Origin of the sequence: Pseudomonas sp. MRSN 12121, assembly GCF_000931465.1 — a bacterium.
In the GTDB taxonomy this organism is placed as follows: Bacteria; Pseudomonadota; Gammaproteobacteria; order Pseudomonadales; family Pseudomonadaceae; genus Aquipseudomonas.
Genome location: NZ_CP010892.1, coordinates 5960476 through 5980319, shown reverse-complemented (window position 1 = coordinate 5980319; position 19844 = coordinate 5960476). Strand labels below are relative to the sequence as shown.

Below are 19844 nucleotides of genomic sequence, written 5' to 3'. Positions count from 1 at the left end.
ACCGGTCTGACCAGTGGTGCGGCTCCCATCATCGCACCCTTGGCTACAAAGTCCGGGCCAGACAAATCGCAGGCGAAAAAAAGCCCGGCGCTGAGGCCGGGCTTTTCATGCTGCGTTCTGCGAATCAGGCGCCGTATACCGGCAGCTTCTTGCAGATGGCTTTGACTTTCTCGCGAACGGCGTCGATCACCGCTTCGTTGTTCAGGTCAGCCAGGATGTCGCAGATCCAGCCAGCCAGTTCCTTGCACTCGGCTTCCTTGAAGCCGCGAGTGGTCACGGCCGGAGTACCGAAGCGCAGGCCGGAAGTGACGAACGGGGAGCGTGGGTCGTTTGGCACGGAGTTCTTGTTCACGGTGATGAACGCTTTGCCCAGGGCGGCATCGGCGTCCTTACCGGAGATTTCCTGCTTGATCAGCGACAGCAGGAACAGGTGGTTCTGAGTGCCGCCGGAAACTACGTCGAAACCGCGCTCGATGAACACGCCGGCCATGGCCTGGGCGTTCTTCACCACTTGTTGCTGGTAGGCCTTGAACTCAGGCTGCAGCGCTTCCTTGAAGCAGATCGCCTTGGCTGCGATCACGTGCTCCAGCGGGCCGCCCTGGGCGCCCGGGAACACCGCGGAGTTCAGCTTCTTCTCGATCTCGGCGTTGGCGCGAGCCAGGATCAGGCCGCCACGCGGACCGCGCAGGGTCTTGTGGGTAGTGGTGGTCACCACGTCGGCGAATGGCACCGGGTTCGGGTAGATGCCAGCGGCAACCAGGCCCGCAACGTGGGCCATGTCGACGAACAGGTAGGCACCGACCTTGTCGGCGATTTCGCGGAAGCGTGGGAAGTCCAGGATCTGCGAGTAGGCAGAGAAACCGGCCACGATCATTTTCGGCTTGTGCTCGAGGGCCAGGCGCTCGACTTCGTCGTAGTCGATCAGGCCATTGGCGTCGATGCCGTACTGCACGGCGTTGTACAGCTTGCCGGAGGAGGAAACGCCAGCGCCGTGGGTCAGGTGACCGCCGTGGGCCAGGCTCATGCCCAGGATGGTGTCGCCGGCCGACAGCAGGGCCAGGTAAACGGCCGAGTTGGCTTGCGAGCCCGCGTGCGGCTGGACGTTGGCGTAGTCGGCGCCGAACAGTTCCTTGGCGCGGTCGATGGCCAGCTGCTCGACCACGTCGACGTATTCGCAACCGCCGTAGTAACGCTTGCCTGGGTAACCTTCGGCGTATTTGTTGGTCAGTACCGAGCCTTGAGCTTCCATCACCGCTGGGCTGGTGTAGTTTTCCGAAGCGATCAGCTCAATGTGCTCTTCCTGGCGCAGGGCTTCTTGCTCCATGGCGGCAAAGAGATCGGCGTCGTACTTGGCAATAGTCAAATCACGGCTGAACATGGCGGTCCTCAAGGATCGGGGCAGAAAAGGGGGGCATTCTAACTCAACGGCTTTTAGATGACATATGAAAGGACATCATGTCGCACGCGAATCGGCTTCAAGCGACAAGCCACAAGCCGCGAGCTAGAAACCTGCAGGCGAACGGCTCCGATCTTGCCGCTCGTCGCCTGAAGCTTGGCGCCGCTTCTAATCAAACATGAACAGCGCGTCGTTGCTGAATTGCCCTTCGAAACTGTTGGCCGGCATCGGGCGGCCGAACAGGTAGCCCTGCACTTCGTCGCAGCCGTGCTCGCGCAGGAAGTCCAGTTGCTCATGGGTTTCCACGCCCTCGGCGATCACCGCCAGGTTCAGGCTGTGGGCCATGGCGATGATGGCGCGGGCGATCTGCGCGTCCTGCTCGCCGGAGGGCAGGCCATCGACGAAGGTGCGGTCGATCTTCAACACATCGATGGGGAACTGCTTGAGGTAGTTCAGCGATGAATAGCCGGTGCCGAAGTCGTCGACCGCGATGCTCAGGCCGAGGTTCTTCAGCCCGTCGAGAATGTGCATCGCCTCGCTGACTTCGCGCATCAGGATACTTTCGGTCAGTTCCAGCTCCAGGCAGGCCGGCGGCAGGCCGGTGTCCTTGAGGATGGTGGCGATGCGCGTGCCCAGCTGGCCATCGGAGAACTGCCGGGCCGAGATGTTCACCGACACCTTCGGCACCCGGACCTTGGCCTGGTGCCAGGCCTTGAGCTGGCGACAGGCTTCGCCGATCACCCAGTCGCCGACATCCACCACCAGCCCCAGCTCCTCGAGCACCGGGATGAAGTCCCCCGGCGGCACCAGGCCGCGCCGTGGATGGCGCCAGCGCAGCAGGGCCTCGGCGCCGGTCAGGCGCTTGCCGTCGCCGCTGAATTGCGGCTGGTAGTAGAGGATGAATTCCTGCTGCTCCAGGGCGTGGCGCAGGTCGCTTTCCAGTTCCAGGCGCTCCAGGGCGCTGGCGTTCATGTCGGCCTGGTAGAACTGGAAGTTGTTCTTGCCGCGCTCCTTGGCGTGGTACATCGCGGTGTCGGCGTTCTTCATCAACTGGCTCAGCTCGTTGCCGTCCTGGGGGCTCAGGGCGATGCCGATACTGGCGGTGACGAAGAATTCACGGCCTTCGAGCACGAACGGCCTCACCAGGCTGGCGAGAATCTGTTCGGCGACGTGGATCGCCCGGTTCAAGGCGATCTCACGGCTGGCCCGCGGTTGCAGGAGCAGGGTGAATTCGTCTCCGCCCATGCGCGCCACGGTGTCGTCATCGTCGACGCAGTCGAGCAGGCGGGTGGCCATGTCCTTGAGCATGCGGTCGCCCGCGGCATGGCCCAGGGAGTCGTTGATCGGCTTGAAACGGTCCAGGTCGAGGAACATCAGCACCACCCAGGACTTCTGCCGCTCCGCCGATTGCAGCGCGGTGTGCAGGCGGTCCTGGAACAGCGTGCGGTTGGGCAGGTGAGTCAGGGCGTCGTAGTAGGCCAGGCGGTGGATGCGCTGTTCACTGGCCTTGCGTTCGCTGATGTCGGTGAAGAAGCACACATAGCTGGCCAGGTCGCCTTCGTCGTCGAGCACCGCGGTAATGCCGACCCAGGCCGGGTAGTGCTCGCCGTTACGGCGCTTGAGCCAGACCTCGCCCTCCCAGGTGCTGTGCTGGTGCAACTGCTTGAGCACATAGCGCAGGTGGGCTTCCTGTTGTTCGTCGACGGTGAGCATGTTCGGCAACTGGTCGAGCACCTGGGCCACCGCGTAGCCGCTGACCCGGCTGAACGCCTCGTTGGCCTGGACGATGTAGCCGGCCGGGTCGGTGATCAGGATCGCCGAGGTCGAATGCTCGAATACCGTGGCGGCCATGCGCAGGTCTTTTTCCGCGCGGCGCTGCTGGCTGATATCGCGGCCGACCCCGAGCACGCCTTCGAAGGCGCCGTGCTCGTCCCAGACCAGCACCAGGCGCAACTCGATCGGAATCTTGCGGCCATCGGCCCGCAGGCAGTCGAACAGGAACAGCTGGGTCTGCACCTGATTGCGCAGTTGCGCCAGTTGCTCGGGCTTGTCCAGGGCCTTGCCGATCCGCTCCATCAGGGTGTAGATGCCGGTCAGCTGCTGCGGGTTGGCGATGGTCGATTGCCAGCCGTTCTGGAAAATCCACTCCACGTCATAGCCCAGCACCGACTGTACCGAAGGGCTGACATAGTTGAGGGCCATCTTGCTGTTGGTGGAGAAAATCACGTCGCTGATGCTTTCGGCGAGCATGCGATAGCGCCGCTCGCTGTCACGCAGGGATTCGCTGGCCTCGATCTGGTCGGTGATGTCCTTGGCCACGCCGATGATGCGCGTGACCTGGTCGTACTTGTCCCGCGCCAGGGCCTGCTCGCGGATATCGAAGCACCGCCACTGGCCGCTGCGGTGGCGAAAGCGCAGGTGGCACTGCAACAGTTGCAGGTAGCCGCCATGGCGCTGTTCCTGGCGCAGGCGGTGGTACAGATCGGCATCTTCCGGATGCAGGAGGATTTCCCAGAAGTACTCGCCCATCTGGTGCAGTTCGGTCTTGTTGTAGCCGAGGGTCTGGCCCAGGTGGTGGTTGCTGAAAATCATCCGCTGGCTGACGACGTCCTGCACATACAGGTGGTCCGGCACGGTGCGCACCACATCCGACCAGAAGCCTTCGCGCTCCAGCAATGACAGCTCGATGAGCTTGCGGCTGGTGATATCGCTGATGCTGAGGATCACCGCTCGATAGTCGGCGGGATCTTCCGGCAGGCGCAGCACCAGCCACAGATGCTGGTCGTTGCCCTGGGCGTCGCAGAGGCGGATTTCCAGCTCCAACTGCCGATGCTGGTTGATCACGGTCTCCAGCAGCTGGTTGCCGATGGCGCTGCTGTTGAGCGGGCTGCCTTCGATCAGCAGCTTCCAGGCCTGCTCACAGGAGTCGACGTTGAGCAGCCGCAAGGCCACCTGATTGACCTCGGTGACACGCAGTTCTTCCAGCAGCGACTGGCGCTGCTGTGGGTTGTTTTCCAGCCAGCGCTTGAGCTGCTCGCTGTCATGCAACTGCGCCTTGTCGAGAAACGCCGGCAGGCCGGAGATATCCAGCACGCAGAGGGCCACCCCGGTGCCTTCGAAAATGTCCTGGTAGCGGCGCCGGCCCTCGTGCAACTGGCGTTGGCGCCGGCGCATGTTCAGCAGCGCAATCACCGGCAGCAGGGAAAACGCCAGCCCGAGCAGGCATTTGGCGATGAATGCCGGCAACAGTTGCTCGATCACCGCGCGCTCGTCGAACAGGCCACGCAATTGCCAGTCGCTGTTGCCCAGGGGCGCCACCAGCACGCTATTGGCTACTTCCTCGGTGGTCACCGGGGCCTGGCTGCCGTTGTCGCGACCCAGGGTCTTGTGGCTCAGGCGGTTTTCGATGGCCCAGATCGGCTGGGTGCCCTGATCGGGGCCCAGGCTCAGGGACTGGATGAAGCCCGGGGCCAGCTGCAGCACCCAGTAACGCTTGGCGCCGCTGCCGGGCTGCTGGAGCAGCAGTTGTGCCTGGGGACTGCCGATGACGTCGCTGTAGTAATAGCGCTGGCCACGGCTGCGGGAGGTCAGGTCGGCGAACCATGCGTTGTCCACGGCGCTGGCATCGCTGCTGCTGATGACCTGGCCCTTGGCGTCCAGCAAGGCGATGGCCCGCAGCTCCGGCAGGGACAATTGCAGCTTTTTCAACAGCAGTTGCTGCTGGTCGGTATTTTCTGGCAGCTCGACGATCGGTAGCAGATTCAGGGCGATCTGGGCGTTCAGCGCCAGGTTGAGGCTGATGTGCTCGGCCAGGTCGGCGTTGTAGTCGATCGCATGTTGGCGCTGGTCTTTGCGGGTTTGTTGCAGTTGGTCGAGCAGTTGCCAGAACAGCAGGGCGAGCAGCAGCAGGACCAGGGTCGCCAGCACACCTTTCAGGGTGCCGCGCAACGGCGAGCCGGACGCAGGCGCAGGCGCGCGCAGGGAAGAGGGCGGGGTGGCATTGGACAAACTGTGATCCTGCGGTTTGGCTAGACTGGCGCGACGTGCACTATAAGCCGGACGCCCGAAGGGCGACTAGCATGCCTTGAGTTGTGGCAAAGTGCCAGTCCCGGCTGGCTGGACCTTGCCCGGCCATTGAGGTAGCTTTGCCGGTTACGCGGGAGCGCTTCAGCTCCAGACAATCAGGCTTTTTCCGGACGCAGGCATTGATCGTGATCAAATGCCTGCGCCGCGCATGGCCTGGCCCGGGCTTCGCCCGTTCTATTCATCCGTCACTGACGCTAGGTTCATCATGGCTCAATACGTCTTCACCATGCATCGGCTGGGAAAAGTTGTTCCGCCGAAGCGGGAAATCCTGAAAAACATTTCTCTGTCGTTCTTCCCGGGCGCCAAGATCGGCGTACTGGGCCTCAACGGTTCGGGCAAGTCCACCCTGCTGAAAATCATGGCTGGCGTCGACACCGAGTTCGAGGGCGAAGCCCGTCCGATGCCCGACTTGAACATCGGCTACCTGCCCCAGGAACCGCAACTGGATCCGAGCAAGACCGTGCGTGAAGTGGTCGAGGAAGCGGTCAGCGTGATCAAGGACGCCCAGGCGCGCCTGGACGAGGTCTATGCGGCCTATGCCGAGCCGGACGCCGACTTCGACAAGCTGGCCGCCGAACAGGCCAAGCTCGAAGCGATCCTGCAGGCCAGCGATGGCCACAACCTGGAGCGCCAGCTGGAAGTCGCCGCCGATGCGCTGCGCCTGCCGGCCTGGGACGCCAAGGTCGAACACCTGTCCGGCGGTGAAAAGCGCCGTGTGGCCCTGTGCCGCCTGCTGCTGTCCGCCCCGGACATGCTGCTGCTCGACGAACCGACCAACCACCTGGACGCCGACTCCGTCGCCTGGCTGGAGCATTTCCTCCACGATTTCCCGGGCACCGTGGTCGCGATCACGCACGACCGTTACTTCCTGGACAACGTCGCCGGCTGGATCCTCGAGCTCGACCGCGGCGCCGGCATTCCTTACGAGGGCAACTATTCGGGCTGGCTGGAAGCCAAGTCCGAGCGTCTGGCCCAGGAATCCAAGCAGCAGTCGGCCCATGAAAAGGCCATGAAGGAAGAACTGGAGTGGGTGCGCAAAGGCGCCAAGGCCCGCCAGTCGAAATCCAAGGCCCGCCTGGCGCGCTTCGAGGAAATGCAGTCCCAGGAATTCCAGAAGCGCAGCGAGACCAACGAGATCTACATCCCGGCCGGTCCGCGCCTGGGCGACAAGGTCATCGAATTCAAGAACGTCACCAAGGGCTACGGCGATCGCGTGCTGATCGACAACCTGTCGTTCTCCATGCCCAAGGGCGCCATCGTCGGCGTGATCGGTGGTAACGGCGCCGGTAAGTCCACGCTGTTCCGCATGCTGATGGGCAAGGAGACGCCGGATTCGGGCAGCATCGAAATCGGCGAAACCGTGCAACTGGCCTGCGTGGATCAGAGCCGTGAGGACCTGGACGGCAGCAAGACCGTGTTCCAGCAGATCTCCGACGGTTCCGACCAGATCCGCATCGGCAACTACGAGATCCCGTCGCGTACCTACGTCGGTCGCTTCAACTTCAAGGGCGGCGACCAGCAGAAGTTCGTCAAGGACCTGTCCGGTGGTGAACGTGGCCGCCTGCACCTGGCCCTGACCCTGAAAGAGGGCGGCAACGTCCTGCTGCTCGACGAACCGTCCAACGACCTCGACGTCGAAACCCTGCGTTCCCTGGAAGAAGCCCTGCTGGACTTCCCGGGCGCCGCGATTGTGATCTCCCACGACCGGTGGTTCCTCGACCGCGTCGCGACCCACATCCTGGCGTACGAAGACGATTCGCAAGCGGTGTTCTTCGAAGGCAACTACACCGAGTACGAAGCCGATCGCAAGAAGCGCCTCGGCGAAGCGGCGGCCCAACCGCACCGCGTGCGTCACAAGAAACTGGCCTGATCGGTCGGTCGCGGCAAAGAAACGGAGCCTTCGGGCTCCGTTTTTTTTGCCTGTTTTTCAGCAGGTCCAACATGACGCATGGCAGCCTGCCGGTAATCCCTTTAATGGTGCGAGATAGGCTGGAAACGGCAGGAAATTTATATCAATTGCACCATTTAAATTCATAAGTGCGACATTTTGCTCTGTCATGGTGCTGTTCGAGTTGCTAAAGTCCGGGTCAAATTTCTCTTGATGACAATAAATCCGCCGAGACTTTTCCCATGATCGAATCCGTCGAAAACTTCCTCGCCCGTCTGAAAAAACGTGACCCGGACCAGCCAGAATTCCACCAGGCGGTGGAAGAAGTCCTGCGCAGCCTGTGGCCGTTCCTGGAGGCCAACCCGCATTACCTGGCCTCGGGCGTTCTCGAACGCATCTGTGAGCCCGAGCGCGCAGTGGTGTTCCGGGTGTCGTGGGTCGACGATCAGGGCAAGGTCCAGGTCAATCGCGGTTTCCGTATCCAGATGAACAGCGCCATCGGTCCGTACAAGGGCGGTTTGCGCTTCCACCCGTCGGTCAATCTCGGGCTGCTGAAATTCCTCGCCTTCGAGCAGACCTTCAAGAACTCCCTGACCTCGCTGCCCATGGGCGGCGGCAAAGGCGGCTCGGACTTCGACCCGAAGGGCAAGAGCGACGCGGAAGTGATGCGTTTCTGCCAGGCCTTCATGAGCGAGCTGTACCGCCATATCGGTTCGGACGTGGACGTGCCGGCGGGAGATATCGGCGTCGGTGCCCGGGAAATCGGTTTCCTGTTCGGCCAGTACAAGCGCCTGAGCAACCAGTTCACCTCGGTGCTGACCGGCAAGGGCATCAGCTACGGCGGCAGCCTGATCCGTCCCGAGGCTACCGGGTTCGGTTGCGTGTATTTCGCCGAGGAAATGCTCAAGCGCCGCGACGAGCGCGTGGAGGGCAAGCGCGTGGCGATTTCCGGCTCCGGCAACGTGGCGCAATACGCGGCGCGCAAGGTCATGGACCTGGGCGGCAAGGTGATTTCCCTGTCGGATTCCGAAGGCACGCTGTACTGCGAGGCCGGGCTGACGGAGGAGCAATGGCAGGCGGTGCTGGAGTTGAAGAACGTCAAGCGCGGGCGCATCAGTGAGCTGGCGACGCGGTTCAATCTGCAGTTCCTCGCCGGGCAACATCCCTGGGCGCTGCCGTCCGAGATCGCGCTGCCGTGCGCCACCCAGAACGAACTGGATGCCGAAGCCGCGCGCACGCTGTTGCGCAATGGCTGCATTTGCGTGGCCGAGGGGGCGAACATGCCGACCACCCTGGAGGCTGTGGATATCTTCATCGAGGCCGGCATCCTCTTTGCCCCGGGCAAAGCCTCGAACGCCGGTGGCGTAGCGGTCAGCGGGCTGGAAATGTCGCAGAACGCCATGCGCCTGCTATGGAGCGCCGGAGAAGTGGACAGCAAGCTGCACAACATCATGCAGTCGATCCACCATGCCTGCGTGCATTACGGCGAAGAGAACGGTCGGGTCAACTACGTCAAGGGCGCGAACATCGCGGGCTTCGTCAAGGTCGCCGATGCCATGCTGGCCCAGGGCGTGGTTTAAGCCGGGTCGATGCGGATCACTTCGATCAGCTGATCGCCCGCCGGACGTTGCCACAGCACTTCATCGCCAAGCTGGCTGCCCAGCAATGCCCGGCCCAGCGGCGAGCCCCAGTTGATCAGGCCCTTGGCGACATCGGCCTGGTCTTCTCCCACCAGCTGCACGGCCTGTTCGCTGCCGTGCTCGTCGGCGAAGACCACTCGGCTGCCGATCTGGACCTTCGTGCGCGATGTCGCCTGGGGCACCACCTGGGCGCTTTGCAGGCGCTGGTTGAAGTAGCGCAGGTCGCGTTCGATATCAGCCAGCAACTGCTGGTCCGCCTGTTCGCCCAGCATCGACTGCTCGGCATGGCGGCTTTGCAGGTGCGCGACCCTGGCCTGCAGCTCGCTCAGACCCTGCGGGGTGACGTAATTGGGTTGCGCGCTGATCTGCCGTTCCACCGGTTGGTCGGCCTGGGCGGCAGCCTGATCTTCATTGACGAAGGCTCGGCTCATGGTTTTCTCCCCTTCATGGAGTTTGGGCCATGGTCGCAGCCTTTTGGTTTCAGGCCATGCCTGAAAGCGACTTACGGCGAGCGATAGGCACGGCCCGCATCACGGTCCTTTTCCTGTTGCCAGGCGCGTTCGCGCTCGTCCCAGTGACGCTCCCGATACTCTTCGCGATCGCGGTTTTCCAGCATGGCCTGGCACTGGCGGAACCCATCGCTCCAGCCCTCGGCGTAGTGCGGGTCCTTGAGGTAGCGCGGCACGTTCTTGCGGAATTCGCCGGTGATCGCCCCGGCGGCCTGGCGACCGCTGACGCAGCCATCGTCGAAACCGTCGGCGAAAGCCGGTGGATAACCCTGCTTCAGCAACTGCTCATGGGTGGTCTCGCAACCGCCGAGCAAGGCCAGCAACGCTGCGACTACTGCATACCGCCACATCTCGGACTCCCGCGCCGCTCAACGGCTGATAGGGAAAGTCTAGAAGGGTATTCGTCAGCAGTGTGTGAAAGCCCGGTGAGCGCTCTGTGGTCGCGCTTCCCGAGCGGCCCACCGGGGCTGCGTCAGTAGTGATACCACTTCAGCTCCAGCATCACCTCGTTCTGTGCCGTGGCCAGGTGGCTGAACTCGCGCTGGGCGCTCAGGCGCAGGCCCAGGTTGCGCGACAGCTCCCATTGCTGGTTGAGGCTCAGGCTGCGGCGCACCTCGCCATTGGTGAAATAGTCACCCTTGGCCTCGAGGCTGAAATTGCCCAGCGGGTTTTTCCACAGCAGGCCGGTATTGAAACCGGCCGCCGGGGTGATGAAACCGGCGAAGTCGGCATTGTGCTCGACGCGCACCGTGCCCAGGGCGAAGCCGAGCACGTTTTCGCCGAGTTGCCAGGTCCCGCCGCCGCCACCGTTGACATGGCTGACCAGGGTTTCGTCGTCGTGTTTGCCCGGCACCCGTTCCAGGCCGCCGGTGACCTGCCAGGACCAGGGTTGCAGCAGCTCGTTGCGCGGCGTCAGCGAGCGAATGGTCGCCAGGTCCAGCTGCTGCAGTTGCCAGTTGTTGCCTTCGTACTGGCGCAGTTTCATCTGCAGGATTTCGATCTGCGCGCCAAGGGGGAAGCCCTCGGCGTTGTCGTTGAGGTCGTGATAGGCCATGCGCAGCCCGTATTCGCCAAAGGCCCGGTCGCCGCGGGTGCCCACGCCGACTTGCCAGGTACGCGATTCATGGCCGTCTTCCGGCAGGTCGGGGCGCTCGATGGACAGTTCCGGCGGCGGGTTGCGATTGATCGCCCGCAGCAGTTCGAAGCTGCGCTGTGCCCGTTGCGGGTCGCGCTCCTGGCCGTTGGCCCGATAGCGTTCGAGGCGGTAGGCGGCGTCGACGATCAGCGCCTGGCGCTCCCGGGGCAATGCCTTGAAGGCCGGCTGTTGCAGTTGCTGCTGGTCGGCGCTGACGTTCAGCACCCATTGCTGTTCCTCGTGGGTCAGCGGTTTGGCGCGTTCGAGCAGTTCGCGCTCGCGGGATGGACGGTATTCGATCTTCTCCACCAGGCCGGCTTCCTTGACCGCCTTGACGGTGTCGGTGGGAATCGCCGTGAGGGGGAACTGTTCGGTCAGGCGCAGGCTGGGGCGGGCCACTTGCAGCAGTTCCAGCAGGCGGTAGGAGCAGTTCTCGTCGAAGAAGAAGTAGTCGAACTTGATCTGCTTCAGTTCCCAGACGTGTTCGACCATGCGTTCGGTCTCGGCCTGGGTCAGGTTCAGCCGGTACTCCCACAGGTCGCGGTTTTCCAGGCTGCGGTATTCCGCGAGTTTTTCCTGGTAGGGCACCAGGGCGAACAGCCCGGGATAGCCGCCCATCAGGCCCTTCCAGGCGTAGAGGATGCTGTTGTCCGAGCCCTCGATGTAGGCACCGAAGTTGATCGCGTAGCTGAGCAGGGCCGTGTGATTGCTTTGCACGTCGGCCTGATCGATGCGCAGCAGGGTATGGCCGAACATCGACGACGGGCTGTTCAGGTAGGCCGCAGGAAAAATCATCACCGTGCTATGGGGCGCGACATCCTTGAACCATTGGCTGAACTCGCTGCACTCAACCGCCGGCAGGTCGCTCAGGTTCAGTTGGGCCTTGAGCCAGCGGGTGCGGGCGGGGTACACGCACTGGGCATGCTGGTTGCCGCTACCGGCCGGGGCATAGATCGCCTCCAGGGTGGCCTTGAGTTCGGCATCGGGGTGTTCGGCGCCGTCGCTGGCGAGGAAGAACTTCGGGTCGCTGACGTAGCTGCGCCAGCCGCCGAGCTTGGCGGTTTCGTAATGGCCCAGGGAGATCCAGAACGGATCGTTGGCCAGTTGCTGCAAACGGGAAGGGTCGATATGTGGCGCGGCGGACAGCGGGGCGCAGACACAGAGCGCCAGGGAAGCAAGGCGTTTGAGCATGGTGGGCAACTTGAGTCGGAAAAAACAAAGACTCGGGAGGAGTCGGGTCCGAAAAACAAAAGCCCGCTCTTCGAAAAGAGCGGGCGGGCCGAGATTTAGGCCGGGGTAGCGTATTTGGCCAGGCGTGCGTCGTTTTTCAGCACGGCGAGGGTATTGGTGTGCACATCGTCCGCGGTTACGTCGGCTTTGCTGAAGATCTGCTGGAAGTGCTCGTGGGTGACGGCGGCGAAGTGCGCGCGGTCTTCAGGAGCGACGCCCAGGACCACGGCGTAGGTGGTCAGCGCTTCGCCTTCACCTTTGGCCATGTCTTCGGACAGCTCGTTCATCATGCCATTCATGGCGAACCAGGATTTGCCGCCGTAGGTCAGCGCGCTGTTGGTCGAGCAACCGTTGGTGCCGGAAGTCATGCCGAACGTCGCGTTACCGGAGGTGCCGTTGGTGGTGGAGGCCAGGAAGTGAGCCGGAGTGCCGCGCTGCCCTTCGAACAGCATGTTGCCCCAACCACAGTCCGGACCGCCTGGCGCTTGGGCCATTGCATTGATGGAAACAGCGGTGAAGAGAGTACCGAGAAGAATCCGTTTCATAGCTTTGTTCTCTATTGTGTGCAAACCAATGGACAAGGGGTCTGGCCCATGTCGGCGCCAGTGGGCCGGTTATTAGTCCAGCCGCGCAGGTTGGAGTTTAGGCATGTTCCAAGGGTTCCGGGGTTTTTTCAGAAATATTCCTTGAAATAGCTGATTTTTATGCAGGGTCCATGACGCCTGTTAGCGGCCCGCGCTTTCGCGCCCTGGCGCCTTGCCAGCCGATGGACCCGGCGCCAGAATGCCCCATCTGCCCCGCCTGATGTAAGGAAGCCCGATGCCTGATCCTGTTGCTGCCAGCTTGCGTCTAGCGCCCGAAGCGCTGACCCGTCCGTTTTCCGCTGAACAGTTCAGCTTCTCGACCACCAATGATCTGGAGCCCTTTCGCGGTGTGCTTGGCCAGGAACGCGCAGTCGAAGCCTTGCAGTTCGGCGTGGCCATGCCACGCCCCGGTTACAACGTGTTTGTCATGGGCGAGCCTGGTACCGGCCGTTTCTCCTTCGTCAAACGCTACCTGAAGGCGGAAGGCAAGCGCCTGCAGACCCCGTCCGACTGGGTTTACGTCAACAATTTCGATGAGCCGCGCGAACCACGTGCGCTGGAGCTGCCTTCGGGCGCTGCCGGGGCGTTCATCAGCGATATCAACGGCCTGATCGACAACCTGCTGGCGACCTTTCCGGCCGTCTTCGAGCATCCGTCCTATCAGCAGAAGAAAAGTGCCATCGACCGTGCGTTCAACCAGCGTTACGACCGGGCGCTGGACGTCATCGAGCGCCTGGCGCTGGAGAAGGATGTCGCGCTGTACCGCGACAGCAGCAACATTGCCTTCACCCCGATGTTCGACGGCAAGGCGCTGGACGAGGCCGAATTCGCGCAATTGCCCGAAGCCGATCGCGAGCGTTTCCACGAGGACATTTCCGCCCTGGAAGAGCGCCTCAACGAAGAGCTGGCGAGCCTGCCGCAGTGGAAGCGCGAGTCGAGCAACCAACTGCGCCAACTCAACGAAGAAACCATCACCCTGGCCTTGCAGCCACTGCTGGCGCCGCTGTCCGAGAAGTACGCGGAAAACGCCGGTGTGTGCGGTTATCTGCAGGCCATGCAGGTGTACCTGCTCAAGACCGTGGTCGAGCAACTGGTGGACGACAGCAAGACCGACGCGGTGGCCCGCAAGCTGCTGGAAGAGCAGTACTGCCCGAGCCTGGTGGTCGGTCATCCGGCCAGCGGCGGCGCGCCGGTGGTGTTCGAGCCGCACCCGACCTACGACAACCTGTTCGGCCGCATCGAATACAGCACCGACCAGGGCGCGCTGTATACCACCTATCGCCAACTGCGCCCGGGGGCCCTGCACCGGGCCAATGGCGGCTTCCTGATTCTCGAAGCCGAGAAGATGCTCGGCGAGCCCTTTGTCTGGGACGCGCTCAAGCGTGCCCTGCAATCGCGCAAGCTGAAGATGGAGTCGCCACTGGGCGAGCTGGGACGCCTGGCTACCGTGACCCTGACGCCGCAGCACATTCCGTTGCAGGTCAAGGTCATCATCATCGGCGCCCGCCAGCTGTACTACACGCTGCAGGACCTGGATCCGGACTTCCAGGAGATGTTCCGCGTGTTGGTGGATTTCGACGAAGACATCCCGATGGTGGACGAGAGCCTCGAACAATTCGCCCAACTGCTGAAAACCCGTACCTCCGAAGAAGGCATGGCCCCGCTGACCGCGGACGCGGTGGCGCGCCTGGCCACCTACAGTGCCCGCCTGGCGGAGCACCAGGGACGCTTGTCGGCGCGGATCGGCGATCTGTTCCAGCTGGTCAGCGAGGCGGATTTCATTCGTCACCTGGCCTCGGACGAGATGACCGATGCCGGGCACATCGAGCGCGCACTCAAGGCCAAGGCCACGCGCACCGGCCGGGTCTCGGCGCGGATTCTCGACGACATGCTGGCGGGGATCATCCTGATCGACACCGACGGTGCCGCCGTGGGCAAGTGCAACGGCCTGACGGTGCTGGAAGTGGGCGACTCGGCCTTTGGCGTGCCGGCGCGGATTTCCGCCACGGTGTATCCGGGGGGCAGCGGTATCGTCGACATCGAGCGTGAGGTCAACCTCGGCCAGCCGATTCACTCCAAGGGCGTGATGATTCTCACCGGCTACCTGGGCAGTCGTTACGCCCAGGAATTCCCTCTGGCGATTTCGGCGAGCATCGCGCTGGAGCAATCCTATGGTTACGTCGATGGCGACAGCGCATCGCTGGGCGAAGCGTGCACGCTGATCTCGGCCTTGTCGAAAACCCCGCTCAAGCAATGCTTTGCCATTACCGGTTCGATCAACCAGTTCGGCGAAGTGCAGGCAGTGGGTGGGGTCAACGAGAAGATCGAAGGTTTCTTCCGTCTCTGCGAGGCACGGGGCCTGACGGGGGAGCAAGGAGCCATCATTCCTCAGGCCAACGTCGCCACCCTGATGCTGGACGAAAAGGTGCTGGCGGCAGTGCGCGCCGGGCAATTCCACGTCTATGCCGTGCGCCAGGCCGACGAGGCCCTGAGCCTGCTGGTGGGCGAACCTGCGGGCGAGCCGGACGCGGATGGCCAGTTCCCGGAAGGCAGCGTCAACGCACGGGTGGTGGAGCGCCTGCGGGTGATTGCGGAAATGATCAGCGAAGATGAGCTCAAGGAAGCGGAAAAGGAACAGGCGCAAGAGGCGCTGGCCGAAGCCAAACCGGCATGAGGACGCGCCGCGGCGAGGGCCCTGCCTTCGTCGCGGCGCCGGTCCGTTGGCGTCAAATTTCGCGAAAAGACCATTCGGCGCCTGTTCAGCCGGTCAACTTTGCTTATCAGGCTTTTCTTCCTATTCTCAGGGCAAGGAGAACGACAGTCGTCACTGGATCGAAACAGTCTTCCCATGAGGGCTGAATACCGGATCTACCGAGGGTCGCCGCCATGTCGCGCAACCTCTGCCTTACACGCCAGTGTCTTGGCCTGGTCACCCGCATCGAATGCAGCGTCCGCCCGCTGGCGGGGGATAACGGAATGTGGACCTTGCTGTTCGCCGCCGGAATGGCCGGTGAACAACCCTCGGCCATCAAGGCCCAGGGACCTTTCTGCGGCCCCGGCGTGGCCGAATCCATCCTTGATTCCATCGTCGAAAGCCTCACCACTCATGGCTATGAGCTGGCGGACGATCCGCAGATTTGGTGCCTGCACCTTCAAGCCCAGCTACGGCAGATCAACGGCGAACGCTGCCGCCATTGAACGGCTTGAGGCTCACTCCTCCGGTGGCGGGTTTTCCAGCTTGTCGAGCTTGACCTCAAAACCATATTCGACCGTGTTGAGCTCACTGCGCTGATAGGTTTCAAGGGTGGTGGGCTGCCCGTAGAAGTAATGCACGTCGAACGGCGCCGGGCCATTTGCCGGCGTTTCGTGGCTGACCGCGAGAATCTCCTTCAGGTATTGGCCGCTGCCGTCCTTGGCGTAGAAACGCCAGGATTCGGCGGGGAACAGCCGCTGGTCGACGATCAGCGCGTTGTCCTTGAGTTCCAGCCCCTTGGGCAGTTGGCTGGTGGCCAGGGTTTTCTTCTCGATGCTGGCCAGGAACAGCGGGATCGAGCCGACGGCATAGGCTGGGGTTTCCGGGAACAGGGTCAGGTCGTAGGTGATGGCGCTGCGCATTGGATCGACCTCGACGGCCTCGTCTGGCAGCTCGATGGGTTCGCCGCGCTTGCCGTTGGCGTCCTGGGTGAAGAAGGTCACGGGGCTGTCGCCTGACGAGAAGGAGTTGCCCAGCAATTCGTCGTTGAAGGTCTTGGGGTGGTCGAACTCGATCCTGGCCGCGCTGGCGTCTTCGGTGGATTGATGGACGACCACGCTTTTCTTCAGGGTTTCTTCGTCGAGGTCGGCGCCCTTGAGGTAGTCGGCCGCCTGGTCGTCATACACCAAGACCGGCATGGGCAGCGGCTGGATCCTGCTGTCGGTGGTCTGGCGGTCGAAGCGCTGTACCTTCAGGTCGAGGTCCTTGCGGGTGACGGTGGCTTCGGAGAAGTCCAGCACATTGACTTCCAGCTTGTCGATCAGGCCGTTGAAATACACCTTGGTGTACTGGCTTTTCTGCTCACGCTCGAAGGCTTTGCGCTGCGCCTCGAGCTGCTGCTCGAATGTCTCGCTCCAGGCTTTCTGCTTCTGCATTTCGGCGAGCTGCCGGGTATAGAAGGCAATCTGCTGGCTGCTTTCATTGATCGAGCCGGAACGCGAAAGGATTTGCCCGGTGCTATCGCGGGCTTGCACCAACAGCGGGTTCAGAGGGGTATCGCCGATTTCGGGCGAGGGCGGGGCGCTGTTGGTCAGCTCGATTTCCGCGCTGTTCTTGTCCAGGGACACAAGCTTCACGCTGATGTTCTGATTGCTGCGCGGCTTGCCAATATCCGCCTTGCCCAGCTCGAAGGTCACCACCTGGCGAGGGGCTATCACTTCGGCCTTGCCTTGCAGTGTCACGGGTTGGGGCTGGTTCTTGTTTTCGACTTCCAGGCCTTCGATGAAGGGGTAGGTGATGGTCAGGTCGTCCGGGTTGGTCAGGTTGGAGCTGGAGGGGCTCAACTGGATACCGGGATCGGTTTCCGACCATTCGGGCTGGAAGGCCACGACCTTGCCGTTGCTCAGTTTCACGGATTGCCATTCGAGGCCGTGGGGGAAGGGGAACTGCGCCTGCATGCCGAAGTTGAAGGGAAATACCGGTTGCAGGTCGGTCAGGTAGTCGGAGTTGGAGCTCTTGCGCAGCACGAACAGCCCATTGAGGTAGGTATCGACCAGGGCCTGCGGGCTGGGGTAGTGCTTGAGCAGGGCCAGGGCGTCGTCGCCGTATTCGGTTTCGATGGGCTTGCTCTGGAGTCGCAGTTGCGCGCGTTCAAGCAGCAGCAGCGAACCGCCCAGGTCGGCGATGGCATCTTTGAGCCTGGGGTCCTGGATGCTGTCCAGGGACTGTTCGAACTGTGCGGTTTTCTGTTCCAGGCTGACCTGCTGCTTCTCGTCGCTGGGCGAGCAGCCAGTCATGAGCAGCAGCGAGATACACAGGCCGGTACTCGCCAAAGGCAATCGCAAATCCATTCTCCAGGCTTCCTGTCCGATGTCATTGAGCTGTTCTCGTGATGCCGACACTAGCAGAAATTCGCTCCGGCAAACGCGCAGGCGATGGATTTCGTTACGGTTTATGGGCTTTTGGGCGGCTGATATACTCGCCGCCATTTCAGGCCTGTGTGAGATTCAATGGAACGTTTAGTCGAAAATGCAATGTACGCCTCGCGCTGGCTGTTGGCGCCGATCTACTTCGGTCTGTCCCTGGGCTTGCTCGCGTTGGCGCTGAAGTTTTTCCAGGAAGTCTTCCACGTCATTCCCAACGTGTTCACCATGGCCGAGTCCGATCTGATCCTGGTGCTGCTGTCGTTGATCGACATGGCGCTGGTCGGCGGCTTGCTGGTGATGGTGATGATTTCCGGCTATGAGAATTTCGTGTCTCAGCTGGACATCGACGAAGACAAGGAAAAGCTCAGCTGGCTGGGCAAGATGGATTCTTCTTCGCTGAAGATGAAGGTAGCCGCCTCCATCGTGGCAATTTCCTCGATCCACCTGCTGCGGGTGTTCATGGACGCGAAGAGTATCGAGACCCAGTACCTGATGTGGTACGTGATCATCCATATGACCTTCGTGATCTCGGCCTGCGCCATGGGTTATCTGGACAAGCTGACCAAGCACTGATGGTTTGTACCCGCTGGAACCGCGCCGCCCGGCCGTTGTGAAACGGACGGGCGGCGTCGTTTGTGGCTTGTGCTTTTGCCTGCCGGGGCATATCCCTGTATGGGTCTCGGGCTTGAGCCCTGCGAGGTGCCCCATGAACCTGCATGAACTGAATGCCTATGCCGTCGCCGGAAAGGTCGACGAGCTGAACCTGATTTCCCTCGAGGGCGGTATCTATCTGCTCGAGGCCCGGATGCACGGGGCGGCGTTCCCCCTCAGCGACGCCCATGGCCAGATGCTGCACCTGCGCTCGGTGGAGCATGCCCGGGAAGTGCTGCATGCCTTTCCCAGGCTGCCCTTCAACCTGATCCATACATCGGTGCATGACGAGATGTGCGGGCTGTCGGCCGGCACCGAGGACAGCCTGCGAGTGCCTATCGCCTCGCGTTCGTCCTGGTAGGCGGCGCGCGTTCATCATCGTCGAGGCTTCTGTGCTAGTCTGCTCGCCCTTTTGGTTCCGGGCGCCCCGGAATCCACCGTGTCCGCACGGCGGATTCTCGAGCCGTCCGCACAGCGGAGCAGTGTCATGTCCGAAGTAAATCTGTCCACCGACGAAACCCGCGTCAGCTACGGCATCGGCCGTCAGCTGGGCGATCAACTGCGTGACAACCCGCCACCGGGCGTGAGCCTGGACGCGATCCTGGCCGGCCTGACCGACGCCTTTGCCGGCAAGCCTAGCCGTGTAGGCCAGGAAGAGATGTCCGCCAGCTTCAAAGTGATCCGCGAAATCATGCAAGCCGAAGCCGCTGCCAAGGCTGAAGCCGCTGCTGGCGCGGGCCTGGCTTTCCTGGCTGAAAACGCCAAGCGTGAAGGCATCACCACTCTGGCGTCCGGCCTGCAGTTCGAAGTGCTGACCCAGGGCGACGGCGCCAAGCCATCTCGTGAAGACAGCGTGCGTACTCACTACCACGGCACCCTGATCGACGGCACTGTGTTCGACAGCTCCTACGAGCGCGGCCAGCCTGCGGAATTCCCGGTCGGCGGCGTCATCGCTGGCTGGACCGAAGCGCTGCAACTGATGAACGCCGGCAGCAAATGGCGTCTGTACGTGCCGAGCGAACTGGCTTACGGCGCCCAAGGCGTTGGCAGCATTCCGCCGCACAGCGTCCTGGTGTTCGACGTCGAGCTGCTCGACGTTCTGTAAGCCTCGATGACCGGGCAGGCCCGCTCGCGATCCGTATACCGTCCCACGGTAGGTGGATCGCGCGCAGGTTTGTCCCGGCAGAGGGTTTGGGCGGGGTCATAGGCGTATTTTTGCGCTCAGGCCCTGGCCTTCGGTTGTTCCAGCAGGGCGCAAGGCCCGGGCATAGCAGAACAGAAACAGGTTGCGCACCAGTTCCTTGAGCACCACCGGCTCGCTGGAACTCAGGCCATTGAGGTCCAGGTCGCCCTGATCCTGGAGTTCGTTCAAGGCTTCTTCTTCCAGTACCGCACAGACTTCCCCGGTTTCCCGATGCAGGATTCGCAGGTAAGGGTGTGGGCGGTCCAGCCATGCGTCGATCAAATAAGTCATGAGTCTCATCTCCTTGATGGGGTTCAATGAGAATAATTCTTATTCAATGAATAGCAAGTACCTATTGGCGGTTTCTGCTTTTTTCTGTGTGGAAATTGTTATGGGTCAAAAGGGCTGGCCTTTTGCTATTTGG

At 62.3% G+C, this 19844-nt stretch carries 15 protein-coding genes; 7 read left to right on the top strand and 8 right to left on the bottom strand.

Annotation, left to right across the window (positions count from 1 at the left end; all coding sequences use genetic code 11):
* Positions 1 to 124: 124 nt before the first annotated feature.
* Both glyA and TO66_RS27180 read right to left on the bottom strand, forming a co-directional pair.
* Positions 125 to 1378 (bottom strand): serine hydroxymethyltransferase, encoded by a 1254-nt coding sequence (glyA, locus tag TO66_RS27185; RefSeq protein ID WP_044465172.1) that lies wholly within the window; start codon positions 1376 to 1378, stop codon positions 125 to 127.
* A gap of 186 nt (positions 1379 to 1564) precedes the next feature.
* A complete protein-coding gene (locus TO66_RS27180; RefSeq protein ID WP_044465171.1) occupies positions 1565 to 5404 on the bottom strand; it encodes a bifunctional diguanylate cyclase/phosphodiesterase in 3840 nt (1279 codons plus the stop codon).
* 283 nt (positions 5405 to 5687) lie between these two features.
* Between TO66_RS27180 and ettA the strand changes: the two genes are divergently transcribed.
* Positions 5688 to 7352: an energy-dependent translational throttle protein EttA gene (gene ettA / locus TO66_RS27175; protein ID WP_044465170.1), complete on the top strand. Its 1665-nt coding sequence runs from the start codon at positions 5688 to 5690 to the stop codon at positions 7350 to 7352.
* 260 nt (positions 7353 to 7612) lie between these two features.
* The gene (gdhA, locus tag TO66_RS27170; RefSeq protein WP_044465169.1) at positions 7613 to 8950 is read left to right on the top strand and encodes an NADP-specific glutamate dehydrogenase; all 1338 of its coding nucleotides are present in this window, start codon (positions 7613 to 7615) and stop codon (positions 8948 to 8950) included.
* Here gdhA and TO66_RS27165 read toward each other — a convergent pair.
* From TO66_RS27165 to TO66_RS27150, 4 genes are all read right to left on the bottom strand, one after another.
* Positions 8947 to 9441: a GreA/GreB family elongation factor gene (locus tag TO66_RS27165; protein WP_044465168.1), complete on the bottom strand. Its 495-nt coding sequence runs from the start codon at positions 9439 to 9441 to the stop codon at positions 8947 to 8949. The genes gdhA and TO66_RS27165 overlap by 4 nt on opposite strands.
* 71 nt (positions 9442 to 9512) lie before the next feature.
* The gene (locus tag TO66_RS27160; RefSeq protein ID WP_044465167.1) at positions 9513 to 9869 is read right to left on the bottom strand and encodes a hypothetical protein; all 357 of its coding nucleotides are present in this window, start codon (positions 9867 to 9869) and stop codon (positions 9513 to 9515) included.
* A gap of 122 nt (positions 9870 to 9991) precedes the next feature.
* On the bottom strand, positions 9992 to 11845 hold the full coding sequence (locus tag TO66_RS27155) for a DUF4105 domain-containing protein (protein ID WP_044465166.1): 1854 nt from the start codon (positions 11843 to 11845) through the stop codon (positions 9992 to 9994).
* Positions 11846 to 11940: 95 nt separating this feature from the next.
* Positions 11941 to 12429, bottom strand: a complete 489-nt coding sequence (locus TO66_RS27150; protein ID WP_044465165.1) for a DUF3015 domain-containing protein — start codon at positions 12427 to 12429, stop codon at positions 11941 to 11943.
* Positions 12430 to 12703: 274 nt separating this feature from the next.
* Here TO66_RS27150 and TO66_RS27145 point away from each other — a divergent pair, with 274 nt between their 5' ends.
* Complete coding sequence (locus TO66_RS27145) at positions 12704 to 15142, top strand: Lon protease family protein (RefSeq protein WP_044465164.1); 2439 nt, start codon at positions 12704 to 12706, stop codon at positions 15140 to 15142.
* A gap of 212 nt (positions 15143 to 15354) precedes the next feature.
* Entirely contained in the window at positions 15355 to 15666 is a 312-nt protein-coding gene (locus tag TO66_RS27140) for a hypothetical protein (RefSeq protein ID WP_044465163.1), read from the top strand.
* 12 nt (positions 15667 to 15678) lie between these two features.
* Here TO66_RS27140 and TO66_RS27135 read toward each other — a convergent pair whose 3' ends face one another.
* Positions 15679 to 17511: a hypothetical protein gene (locus TO66_RS27135; protein ID WP_044465162.1), complete on the bottom strand. Its 1833-nt coding sequence runs from the start codon at positions 17509 to 17511 to the stop codon at positions 15679 to 15681.
* Positions 17512 to 17670: 159 nt separating this feature from the next.
* Between TO66_RS27135 and TO66_RS27130 the strand changes: the two genes are divergently transcribed.
* The 3 genes from TO66_RS27130 to TO66_RS27120 all read left to right on the top strand — a co-directional run bounded on the left by TO66_RS27130 (position 17671) and on the right by TO66_RS27120 (position 19342).
* Positions 17671 to 18159, top strand: a complete 489-nt coding sequence (locus TO66_RS27130) for a TIGR00645 family protein (RefSeq protein ID WP_044465161.1) — start codon at positions 17671 to 17673, stop codon at positions 18157 to 18159.
* 133 nt (positions 18160 to 18292) lie between these two features.
* Complete coding sequence (locus TO66_RS27125) at positions 18293 to 18598, top strand: DUF6482 family protein (RefSeq protein ID WP_044465160.1); 306 nt, start codon at positions 18293 to 18295, stop codon at positions 18596 to 18598.
* Positions 18599 to 18724: 126 nt separating this feature from the next.
* Positions 18725 to 19342 (top strand): FKBP-type peptidyl-prolyl cis-trans isomerase, encoded by a 618-nt coding sequence (locus tag TO66_RS27120; RefSeq protein WP_044465159.1) that lies wholly within the window; start codon positions 18725 to 18727, stop codon positions 19340 to 19342.
* 96 nt (positions 19343 to 19438) lie between these two features.
* Here TO66_RS27120 and TO66_RS27115 read toward each other — a convergent pair whose 3' ends face one another.
* Positions 19439 to 19711, bottom strand: a complete 273-nt coding sequence (locus TO66_RS27115; RefSeq protein WP_044465158.1) for a hypothetical protein — start codon at positions 19709 to 19711, stop codon at positions 19439 to 19441.
* Positions 19712 to 19844 lie beyond the last annotated feature (133 nt).

What these genes read in the sequence shown, in the direction of transcription:
- glyA (WP_044465172.1), bottom strand. Translation starts at nt 1,378, where the DNA reads ATGTTCAGCCGTGATTTGACTATTGCCAAGTACGACGCCGATCTCTTT.
- ettA (WP_044465170.1), top strand. Translation starts at nt 5,688, where the DNA reads ATGGCTCAATACGTCTTCACCATGCATCGGCTGGGAAAAGTTGTTCCG.
- gdhA (WP_044465169.1), top strand. Translation starts at nt 7,613, where the DNA reads ATGATCGAATCCGTCGAAAACTTCCTCGCCCGTCTGAAAAAACGTGAC.
- TO66_RS27165 (WP_044465168.1), bottom strand. Translation starts at nt 9,441, where the DNA reads ATGAGCCGAGCCTTCGTCAATGAAGATCAGGCTGCCGCCCAGGCCGAC.
- TO66_RS27160 (WP_044465167.1), bottom strand. Translation starts at nt 9,869, where the DNA reads ATGTGGCGGTATGCAGTAGTCGCAGCGTTGCTGGCCTTGCTCGGCGGT.
- TO66_RS27155 (WP_044465166.1), bottom strand. Translation starts at nt 11,845, where the DNA reads ATGCTCAAACGCCTTGCTTCCCTGGCGCTCTGTGTCTGCGCCCCGCTG.
- TO66_RS27150 (WP_044465165.1), bottom strand. Translation starts at nt 12,429, where the DNA reads ATGAAACGGATTCTTCTCGGTACTCTCTTCACCGCTGTTTCCATCAAT.
- TO66_RS27145 (WP_044465164.1), top strand. Translation starts at nt 12,704, where the DNA reads ATGCCTGATCCTGTTGCTGCCAGCTTGCGTCTAGCGCCCGAAGCGCTG.
- TO66_RS27140 (WP_044465163.1), top strand. Translation starts at nt 15,355, where the DNA reads ATGTCGCGCAACCTCTGCCTTACACGCCAGTGTCTTGGCCTGGTCACC.
- TO66_RS27135 (WP_044465162.1), bottom strand. Translation starts at nt 17,511, where the DNA reads ATGGATTTGCGATTGCCTTTGGCGAGTACCGGCCTGTGTATCTCGCTG.
- TO66_RS27130 (WP_044465161.1), top strand. Translation starts at nt 17,671, where the DNA reads ATGGAACGTTTAGTCGAAAATGCAATGTACGCCTCGCGCTGGCTGTTG.
- TO66_RS27125 (WP_044465160.1), top strand. Translation starts at nt 18,293, where the DNA reads ATGAACCTGCATGAACTGAATGCCTATGCCGTCGCCGGAAAGGTCGAC.
- TO66_RS27120 (WP_044465159.1), top strand. Translation starts at nt 18,725, where the DNA reads ATGTCCGAAGTAAATCTGTCCACCGACGAAACCCGCGTCAGCTACGGC.
- TO66_RS27115 (WP_044465158.1), bottom strand. Translation starts at nt 19,711, where the DNA reads ATGACTTATTTGATCGACGCATGGCTGGACCGCCCACACCCTTACCTG.